The following is a 9,763-nucleotide window of genomic DNA, read 5'->3' as shown; positions in this document are numbered from 1 at the left end:
GGCGAGCGAACGGGGACCAGCCGAGCGATGATTGTGACTAGAACGGCCTGGAAAGGCCGGCCATAGTGGGTGACAGCCCCGTATAGGAAGCAAGATTCGACGTATTAAGTAGGGCGGAACACGTGAAATTCTGTCTGAACATCGGGGGACCACCCTCGAAGGCTAAGTACTCCTTACTGACCGATAGCGAACCAGTACCGTGAGGGAAAGGTGAAAAGCACCCCGACGAGGGGAGTGAAACAGTTTCTGAAACCGGACGCCTACAATCAGTCGGAGCCTCCTTGAGAGGTGACGGCGTACCTTTTGTATAATGGGTCATCGACTTAGTGTATCTAGCAAGCTTAAGCCGTTAGGTGTAGGCGCAGCGAAAGCGAGTCTTAATAGGGCGACTGAGTTAGATGCATTAGACCCGAAACCGAGTGATCTAGGCATGACCAGGTTGAAGGTGAGGTAACACTCACTGGAGGACCGAACCCACACCTGTTGAAAAAGGTCGGGATGAGTTGTGCCTAGGGGTGAAAGGCCAATCAAACTCGGAGATAGCTGGTTCTCTGCGAAATCTATTTAGGTAGAGCGTCGGACGAATACTCTCGGGGGTAGAGCACTGAATGGGTAATGGGGACTCACCGTCTTACTGATCCTAATCAAACTCCGAATACCGAGAAGTAATATCCGGCAGACACACAGCGGGTGCTAACGCCCGTTGTGAAAAGGGAAACAACCCTGACCTACAGCTAAGGCCCCTAATTCATGGCTAAGTGGGAAAGCAGGTGGGACGACCAAAACAACCAGGAGGTTGGCTTAGAAGCAGCCATCCTTTAAAGATAGCGTAACAGCTCACTGGTCTAATTAAGTTGTCCTGCGGCGAAGATGTAACGGGGCTCAAGCCATGAGCCGAAGCTTAGGATGCATTTATTGCATGGTAGCAGAGCGTAGTGTGACATAGTTCCCATCCTCTTTAGCTTTCTTCGGAAAGCCTTGGAGGATAAGGAGCTTTCTGTGAAGCCCGGGCGTGAGCCATCGGGTGGAGAGATCACTAGTGAGAATGATGACATGAGTAGCGACAAACAGGGTGAGAGACCCTGTCGCCGAAAGTCCAAGGGTTCCTGCTTAAAGTTAATCTGAGCAGGGTAAGCCGACCCCTAAGGCGAGGCCGAAAGGCGTAGTCGATGGGAACCAGGTTAATATTCCTGGGCCGTGAGGTGGTGACGGATCTCGAAGGTAGTTCATCCTTATTGGATTGAATGGGCTGCTTAGAGGTTCCTGGAAATAGCCCCTCTTTAAGATCGTACCCTAAACCAACACAGGTGGACTGGTAGAGAATACCAAGGCGCTTGAGAGAACCACATTTAAGGAACTCGGCAAAATACCTCCGTAAGTTCGCGAGAAGGAGGCCCGATTAGGACGCAAGTCTTGGTCGGGGGCACAAACCAGGGGGTGGCGACTGTTTACTAAAAACATAGGGCTCTGCGAAGTCGCAAGACGACGTATAGGGTCTGACGCCTGCCCGGTGCCTGAAGGTTAAAAGGAGGAGTGCAAGCTCCGAATTGAAGCCCAGGTAAACGGCGGCCGTAACTATAACGGTCCTAAGGTAGCGAAATTCCTTGTCGGGTAAGTTCCGACCTGCACGAATGGCGTAACGACTTCCCCGCTGTCTCAAATGTGGACTCAGCGAAATTGAATTGCCTGTCAAGATGCAGGCTTCCCGCGGTTAGACGGAAAGACCCCGTGCACCTTCACTACAACTTTACACTGGCATCAGACACAATTTGTGCAGGATAGGTGGTAGGCTTTGAAACCGGAACGCCAGTTTCGGTGGAGCCTCCCTTGAGATACCACCCTAATTCTGTTTGATGTCTAACCGCGGTCCATTATCTGGATCCGGGACCCTGTATGGTGGGTAGTTTGACTGGGGCGGTCGCCTCCTAAAGAGTAACGGAGGCGCGCGAAGGTTGGCTCAGACCGGTCGGAAATCGGTCGTTGAGTGCAATGGCAGAAGCCAGCCTGACTGCGAGACTGACAAGTCGAGCAGAGACGAAAGTCGGTCATAGTGATCCGGTGGTCCCGAGTGGAAGGGCCATCGCTCAACGGATAAAAGGTACGCCGGGGATAACAGGCTGATACTGCCCAAGAGCTCATATCGACGGCAGTGTTTGGCACCTCGATGTCGGCTCATCTCATCCTGGGGCTGGAGCAGGTCCCAAGGGTACGGCTGTTCGCCGTTTAAAGAGGTACGTGAGCTGGGTTTAGAACGTCGTGAGACAGTTCGGTCCCTATCTGCCGTGGGTGTAGGAGATTTGAGAAGAGTTGCCCCTAGTACGAGAGGACCGGGGTGAACGTTCCACTGGTGGACCAGTTGTCATGCCAATGGCAGTGCTGGGTAGCTATGAACGGACAGGATAACCGCTGAAGGCATCTAAGCGGGAAGCCCCCTTCAAAACAAGATCTCCCTGAGGGCCGAGGTAGACCACCTCGTCGATAGGTCAGAGATGTAAGTGCGGTAACGCACTCAGTTGACTGATACTAATTGCCCGATAGGCTTGATTTGATCCAGTAGAAGCGAGACTTCTACAAACCTCACCACCGAACATCTGTTCGGGAACGGATGAGGCGGAAAAATCAAAAGCTGCACTTTTTTAAGTGAAACAAAACAAGATAGTAGCTGAGCGTTGTGTTTCTTTCTCGGTTTGGTGGTCATGGCACAAGTGAAACACCCGATCCCATCCCGAACTCGGCAGTTAAGCACTGTTGCGCCGATGGTACTGCGTCTTAAGGCGTGGGAGAGTAGGTCGCCGCCAAACCTAGTAAGAAACATAACACGTATCTCTCAAACGATACCTCAAGCCCCAGAACAAATATCTCCTGGGGGACGATAAGGGCCTCAAAACCCAAGCGTCGCGGGATGGAGCAGCCCGGTAGCTCGTCAGGCTCATAACCTGAAGGTCGTAGGTTCAAATCCTACTCCCGCAACCAAAAATACATGATATATATCAGTACGTTACACGCCTCCTTCGGGAGGCTTCTTGCGTTGCGAATCCCGCATGGTGCTACACCAGTGCTACGCTGGAAGCACTCTGGAAACTACAGGACATGTTTCAGCGTCGCATCAACTAACTAGTGAACGTCGCGCGCTGAGCAAAATAGATGCGGTAAGAGCGGCGAGCAATACGGCGGAAACCGGACTTTCGCTGCGGTCTGCACGAACGGCACTTTTGCGCTGAAGGCGGAGTTTGCAAAGTCAGGTTGTTCGGAACCGGACATTCAGTTCAACACTCATGTTGCGCACTTGCAATCCATTGCAGACCATCGTGCTCACTCTGTTCAAGTATCAATAGATTTTATTGGCCGTCAGACCATAGGTGTTCAGTATATCTAAAGTGGTCTATAAGCCGAGTGTCCACCGTGAAGTTGTCGTTGTGTTTTTTGGCTCCACTACGGTTCGCTCATGGTGAATCGACTTCATGCATCCGGAGATAAAATATTGCAGGATAACTATTTTGAAGCGTTGGGTATAAATCCTAATAATAATGAGTCTGAGGAAACAAAACATCGTGAGGCATATGACAAGGCTCACGACATCAGAAAATTTGAAATCGAAATGTATTGGCGCAGAAGCGCATACCTTTGGACTTTGCAGGGAGCCGCCCTAGCAGGTTTGGCTCTCATTTTGGCGACAGGCACCTTAAATGTAAACTGTCTCGGGCCTGCTTCAGAAACACCTAAAAAGTGCCATCTCGACTGGATTAGACTAGTGGTTATCGTTGCTATTTGGTGCTTTGGAACATTTACGGCCTTTGTTTGGCTTCTTCTTCTTCGCGGAGCCAAGTTTTGGCAAAATAATTGGGAGCGCCATGTTGATTTTCTTGAGGATCAAGTATCAGGCGCACTGTACAAGACATACCCTGTAACCAAATTTGACGCGCCTTATAGCGTGTCAAAGCTAAATGAACTTATGGCAGGGTTCACTCTTTTGATGTGGATATTGATTGGCACAATCAGTGTAGCGATTGTTTTTGGGCCAAATTCGTTAATAACAATTGTGTTGCCGGGTTTTTTTGCATTGCTGTTTCTTGCTTACTTATTCGACTCCAATCTACGGATGACCGAATTTGGCGAACCAATGACCAAGCACCCTCGGAGAGATAGCGGTGAAACAATGATTGTCGTTCGCAGGAAGCCCAGGTCGACAGAGAAGGAAACTCAGAACGGCGATATAGGTCGCAAGTAACTCCTGGAAGAATGGCAGCTAATTGTCCACATCCTGATCGATACGGCATGTCTCTGCCAAGGTCCGCTATAACACGCTGGGTTTCTGCGCCAGGGCTGCTTCGGGCTGGGAGTGGTCGCTCGACGCGTACCGCAGCTAAGGGCCGTTCTCGCCTGTCGTCGGTATCGCGGCACGATCGACGCTGCACCACATCCGTGGACTGCTTCGAGGATAAAGCGCGAACCGCGACATTTCTGCGGCGGCCTCCTTCCCAGCTCGCGTACCGTTCTATGAGACGTCAACATCTTTCAGGCGGATCGGTAAGTCCTGTACAACAACCGTGTTGACGCTTTAGCGCCTCAGCTCAGCAGGCGGTTCAAACAGCAAATGCCATGTATCCAAATTTGTTTTGTACCACATGCCGCCAAACGCCCCGGCGTAATTTGCTGGCTTGGTTTCACCAGTAAACCGGGTTACCGGGATTGACCCACTCGACATTGGTGCCTTTGAAATGTCAAAGAGGTTTGTCGGTATTTCCGTCTTGTACGGCTCTGGTTCAGGCTCTGGGACTGGAACAACTACCTTTTCCGGAACTGGCTCACTCTGCTTTTCCTTCACACCATCCAAATCAACTAACTCGGAAAGTAGAGCCTTGCGCTTGTTACTCCCATTGTCGCGAGGGGTAACAATCCGCAAGTTGCTTGGTCTGTTATCGGTTGGATCGTGATTGATGTGATCAACATCGCATTCTCTCGGCATCCATCGGCCAAGGGCATACGATACAATGAACCGGTGGGTGTAAATGGACTTACCGCCGCTCTCAAATTTCAGGTACCGCTTGCCGTCTCGGTTCTCAGAGCCGAATGAGACCTCACCGGCTACCACACCTTCTGCGAAGCTGAACTCTTGTTCTTGAACCACTGCGGCCAGAGATGGGTACGGTATTTCAAGGTCACGTTCGGTGGCATACTTCGATCTCAGTAACTCTTTGACGTACTCAATATCTTTCACTTCGCTTTCCCAGTCCAAATCCCATTCACCGCTAAACGGTATTAGGCATTAAAACAAAGGAGCCTGCAAGACGTTCAACGTGACGGTAGCCAGATATGAATGAAAAGTCGCTTCGTCCCGCGCTGTGTGAATTCGTCGACCCCGAGATCATGCAGCTGCGGCGAATGGCGGCAATGCGGGCTGCGACCGCAGCATAGAGGTGATGTGGCTAATGGCCGCTTTGGGCCGTAAGCCCCCCCTCCCGAAACTTAACTCAAAACCCCAATTCTATCGTCAGCACCGTCAGCATCGTCAGCGGCCCTTTGATTGTTGGGCCTTGTTTGTATGGTTGACTGACGATGCTGACGATACTGACGATCAAATCAGGCATTCTTTAACTCGATGAAGCGTTGCCCGGTGCGGCCTTCGCGGGTTCGGGTGATGGTTATGCCTTGGCGGCGCAGGATCGGATGGACGCGGCGCAACTCACCGGAGAGCTTGTTTGCGCTGCGGGGAAACGTCTGCGGATCATCTGTGAGCTGCGGATAGCTGTTGCGCAGGGTGAGAATAAGGCCGCTTGCGGTGCCGCGCCACGGGCCATGCTCTGTCACCAGAGTAAGCACTGCTTCTGCCACGGGATTGCCCTCAAGCGCTGCAGCATCCACCAAAGCGCGGTTGGTGTTATAAGCCTCCATGAACGCGCCTTCAGCCCAGCCAAACGCAGGTTCCGCTGCGGTTACCCAACGCGCAAAGTCCGCCATGCGCGGGCGCTCTGTGAGATTTACAGAAGGTAAGCGCAGGAGCGCGGTGGAGGCCGCATTAAGCAAGGCTCCCAGAATGCGCGGTGCATCCTTTTCAAACCGTTGCCAGAAGTCGCGTTCAAATTGGCGCTTGGTTTCAGGAATGACGGGCAAGGTCACAATGATTGAACGGTCGGCAAGGTCCGGGCGGCTGGCCAGATCAGGAATGCCATTGAGCAAACACGGGCGGGTTGCGTCAAACAACACTTCTTCGCTGTTGGTGTGCAGCTTGCGCGTGCCAAAGCCACCGCCGGTGGCAATCCGGCACAACGCATCCGCAAGGCTTGGTTTGACATAGGAAAGGTTGTCAAAGGCCAGCACATGATTGTGCCGCGCCGCGATCACCAAATCCTGCTCACTTTGCGGCGCGCTACGGGCCATCGGGTTGGCCGGATCAATCAGACTGCGCAGCACTTTCGCCGTGGTGCTTTTGGCGCTGCCTTGTTCGCCGGTTAGGATCAGGATGGGGTAGGGGCCTTTGGGTTGCAGCGCTCCCATCAACCACGCCACCAACAAACGGAAGTCCACGTCATTCGCCACATTCAGGTACGGGCGTAGTAACTCGATATCCGCCCCTTGCCGCATGGGCCGTGGCAAGGCCGCAACCGATCCGGAGCGCTGGAAACGTATTGCGGGCCGCTTAAGACATTCCCAGCCATCCGTACCAATGCGCACCGCGTCCCAAGTCTCGTTGCCAAGATCGAGATAGATCGATCCCTCTTGCGCGCCAATACGCGCATAAACCGGATATTCCGCGCCGCCAAACCGCGCTTCGCCTTCTAGGGTGCGGCGTTTGTCCTCTATCGCGGTCTGCGAAAGCATCTTTCCTTCGGATAAATAATGTTGATACGCCAGAAAGCTGCGGAAATGGCTCGATGATAAGGCCCAGTTCTCCACATGGTCCCCGACCAATATCGTGGCAAAGGAGTCCTTTTCTGGTGTGTGCCAAAGCTCCATCCCGTCAAGCTGGTTGGGTGGCGATGTTATATGTGATGATATGCCCTGCAATTCTGGGAAATGATGCAAAATGAGGGCGCTTATATCCGCTTTTGTCCAACCTTCTGCAATCGCATCCGCAACATCCCAACCTTTGCAAGGGGTATGATTTTGCGGCATATTTCGTGATTTTACGTTATACTGCGCGTTAGTATTTATCGTATCATTCCGTGACAATTCAGGATTATTCGTATCGGAAAGAACCGGAATTTCCAGGTATTTATGTGAATTTCCGTCGCAATACGCCGCAACGTTTAAGATTTCTATTTCATCCGCATTGGCACGCAAAAGCATGCCTTGAATCGCTTTGGCATAGTTTGTTCCTGCTAAATCATTATCAGGCCAAATCGCGACTTTCCGTGCTTTGAGAGGGGAAAGATCGCTCTTTGCCGAGCCATTGCTACCGCCAAACGTTGTCGTGGCAAGAAAGCCCAAGCCTGTAAGCGCATCGGCGCATTTTTCTCCTTCAACAAACAGCACAACTTCGGACGGGTCCGCCGCTAAGATGCGGTCCAAGTTATAGAGGGGGCGCGTTTGTGGCGCTTTCCATTCTTTCAGGACAGGATCGTAAGGCATGAAGAACTTGGAACCGTCTGGCTTGTCGAAACGATTGGCAAGAAGCACAGGCTTGCCGTTTGCATCGCGGTAGACGTGCGAAACGGACGGCTGGCCGCATTTCGGGTGGATCGGGGAAGGAATGTGAACATTCATGCTGTCACCCCGATCTGTGCCATGAGTTGCCGAGCCGCTTGCGGTTGGCTCAAACCATTAAGGTACGCATAAAGGCTCACCGGATCGCCGCCCGTGTCGCCTGTGGCAAAATCTGCCCAGCATCCTTTCTGTATGTTGATGCGGAAAGACCCTTTGCGCCGATCAGAGCGCGTGGGGTTCAAAGCAACCCACTCCGCGCCGTGCTGGTGACCGTCCGGCAACCATGCGGCCAGCAAAGATGCAAAGCGCGGTAGGGCGGCAATGTTGACGGCCGCGAAGTCGATAGGTGTCCAAGTAGGATTAATCATTGCTCACCCCCTGAAGCCGTGAGGCAACGAAGGCGTTCACATCCTCAATGCGATAGCGCACCAAACGCCCTGCTTTGACATAAGGCAGGTCATAGCGCTTGGTGCAGCGCCAAACATTTAGCGTTTCAACAGAAACACTCAGATAGGTCGCAACCTCATCCGGTGTCATCAGGTTCTTAGGGAAAATATTTGTCATGCTGATTAGCTCCTAGCTATTTAAAGTTATGAGGAGAAACTGTCAGCAATCGTAAAATCGTTCCATTTGATCCGGTCGGAGTTTTCGTGTTCAAAAAATGACACCAAAACTCCTATCCGGTTCTGTAGCGGTCTTCCCGAACCTCGCGAACCTTCTTTTCAATCAAACTTCTAAGGTCGCGTGACCCAAACTTCGCTAAGATATGTTGGGCGGCGTCAACTGTTCCGGAGATATGTTGTCTTGATCAGCCCCACCTAAGTAGTCCAGTTTGAATGTTAGTGCATGATCGGCCTTAGTTCCATCGGGACGATGGTTTCCGGAGCCGGCGGGCGGTAGCCCAGAGCACTGTGTGGTCGTTTGGTATTGTAGTGTTTCCTCCAGCTTTCGATGATAATCTGTGCTTCGCGTAGAGTGTAAAAGCTCTCCCCGTTCAGCAACTCGTCGCGGAACCGGGCATTGAAACTTTCGCAATACCCATTCTCCCACGGCGAGCCAGGCTCAATGTAAGCCGTTTTGGCTCCAACCGCCTCAATCCAGTCTCGAACAGCCCGAGCTATGAACTCCGGGCCGTTGTCCGACCTGATGTAGGCCGGAACGCCGCGCAAGATGAACAGATCCGTGAGTGCGTCGATGACTTCTGTCGAGTTCAACTTCCGCTTCACCCGGATCGCCAGGCATTCCCGGCTGTATTCGTCCAAGATGTTCAGGGTCCGGAACGCTTTCCCGTCATCAGTTCGATGATGAACGAAGTCATACGACCAGACGTGGTTGCGATACTCTGGCCGCAGCCGGACACATGAGCCATCATTTAGCCAGAGCCGCCCCTTCTTGGGTTGTTTCATGGGTACTTTGAGCCCCTCACGCCGCCACAACCGTTCAACCCGCTTGTCGTTCACCTGCCAGCCCGCATCCCTGAGCAGAGCCGCAATCCGGCGATACCCGTACCGGCCATACTGACGTGCCAGTTCGATCATATCAGCAACCAGCCGTTCTTCGTCACTTCGGTCAACAGGCAACCGCCTCTGGGTGGATCGGTTCTGCCCCAAAACACGACAGATCCGCCGCTCAGACACCCGCACCTCATTGCGAATGTGATCGATGCAGGCGCGGCGGCGCGAGGGGCTCAGAAGTTTCCCCGTGCGGCTTCCGACAGGATCAACTTGTCCAGGGTCAGATCAGATACGGCTCGCCGCAGTCGATCATTCTCCTTCTGAAGCCGCTTTAGTTCCCTCAGTTGGTCGGTTCCCATTCCGCCATATTGTTTGCGCCAACGATAAAACGTCTGTTCAGTTATCTGCACTTGCCGGATTGCATCAACACGCGGCATGCCTTGACCGCAAAGCACCTCAACCTGCCGCAACTTCGTGACAATCTCTTCTGGCTTGTGTCGCTTAATTCCCATTTTCAATCCTCCGATTCCTAACTATAGGGGCGGACCACTTCAAAGGGGGAGGACCAATAGGTTGGGTGCCTGTTGAAAGTGATTAGGTTGACGCTAGTAGCATTTTACAACGACCATAACTAAACTTGCTGATGTTACGATTGTTTCAGCAAG

At 52.5% G+C, this 9,763-nt stretch carries 6 protein-coding genes, 1 tRNA gene and 2 rRNA genes (1 of these 9 cut by a window edge); 4 read left to right on the top strand and 5 right to left on the bottom strand.

Translation table 11 applies throughout. From position 1 onward, the window contains the following. The 4 genes from ACFE33_RS00710 to ACFE33_RS00695 form a co-directional block, all read left to right on the top strand. Positions 1 to 2,548: ribosomal RNA gene (locus ACFE33_RS00710) — 23S ribosomal RNA — on the top strand; it begins 287 nt to the left of the window's first position. A gap of 138 nt (positions 2,549 to 2,686) precedes the next feature. Then, a 5S ribosomal RNA gene (gene rrf / locus ACFE33_RS00705) occupies positions 2,687 to 2,801 on the top strand. A 95-nt stretch (positions 2,802 to 2,896) separates the two neighbouring features. After that, positions 2,897 to 2,973 (top strand) — tRNA-Met (locus tag ACFE33_RS00700). A gap of 472 nt (positions 2,974 to 3,445) precedes the next feature. Further along, complete coding sequence (locus ACFE33_RS00695) at positions 3,446 to 4,228, top strand: hypothetical protein (protein WP_380055574.1); 783 nt, start codon at positions 3,446 to 3,448, stop codon at positions 4,226 to 4,228. Between the two features lie 330 nt (positions 4,229 to 4,558). On the opposite strand, the gene ACFE33_RS00690 is transcribed toward ACFE33_RS00695, so the two are convergent. The 5 genes from ACFE33_RS00690 to ACFE33_RS00670 form a co-directional block, all read right to left on the bottom strand. Then, positions 4,559 to 5,218 carry an HNH endonuclease signature motif containing protein gene (locus ACFE33_RS00690; protein WP_380055572.1) on the bottom strand — a complete coding sequence of 220 codons (660 nt, stop codon included), beginning with the start codon at positions 5,216 to 5,218 and terminating at the stop codon, positions 4,559 to 4,561. A 362-nt stretch (positions 5,219 to 5,580) separates the two neighbouring features. Further along, on the bottom strand, positions 5,581 to 7,704 hold the full coding sequence (locus tag ACFE33_RS00685) for a hypothetical protein (RefSeq protein ID WP_380055570.1): 2,124 nt from the start codon (positions 7,702 to 7,704) through the stop codon (positions 5,581 to 5,583). Further along, a complete protein-coding gene (locus ACFE33_RS00680) occupies positions 7,701 to 8,012 on the bottom strand; it encodes a hypothetical protein (protein WP_380055568.1) in 312 nt (103 codons plus the stop codon). Before ACFE33_RS00680 ends, ACFE33_RS00685 begins: the two co-directional genes overlap by 4 nt. Further along, the gene (locus ACFE33_RS00675) at positions 8,005 to 8,208 is read right to left on the bottom strand and encodes a helix-turn-helix domain-containing protein (RefSeq protein WP_380055566.1); all 204 of its coding nucleotides are present in this window, start codon (positions 8,206 to 8,208) and stop codon (positions 8,005 to 8,007) included. Before ACFE33_RS00675 ends, ACFE33_RS00680 begins: the two co-directional genes overlap by 8 nt. Positions 8,209 to 8,483: 275 nt before the next feature. Next, positions 8,484 to 9,610, bottom strand: a protein-coding gene (locus tag ACFE33_RS00670; protein WP_380052470.1) for an IS3 family transposase whose coding sequence is annotated in 2 segments (ribosomal slippage) — positions 8,484 to 9,346 and positions 9,346 to 9,610 — 1,128 coding nt in all. Because the reading frame shifts where the segments join, the coding sequence is not laid out codon by codon here. Positions 9,611 to 9,763 lie beyond the last annotated feature (153 nt).

The organism is Falsihalocynthiibacter sp. SS001 (assembly GCF_042445055.1).
GTDB lineage: Bacteria > Pseudomonadota > Alphaproteobacteria > Rhodobacterales > Rhodobacteraceae > Falsihalocynthiibacter.
Note: the sequence above shows the minus strand (reverse complement) of the source record. Positions and strands in the feature narration are given on the sequence as shown.

Coding starts and splice junctions, on each gene's coding strand:
- ACFE33_RS00695 (WP_380055574.1), top strand. CDS start 3,446: ATGGTGAATCGACTTCATGCATCCGGAGATAAAATATTGCAGGATAAC.
- ACFE33_RS00685 (WP_380055570.1), bottom strand. CDS start 7,704: ATGAATGTTCACATTCCTTCCCCGATCCACCCGAAATGCGGCCAGCCG.
- ACFE33_RS00680 (WP_380055568.1), bottom strand. CDS start 8,012: ATGATTAATCCTACTTGGACACCTATCGACTTCGCGGCCGTCAACATT.
- ACFE33_RS00675 (WP_380055566.1), bottom strand. CDS start 8,208: ATGACAAATATTTTCCCTAAGAACCTGATGACACCGGATGAGGTTGCG.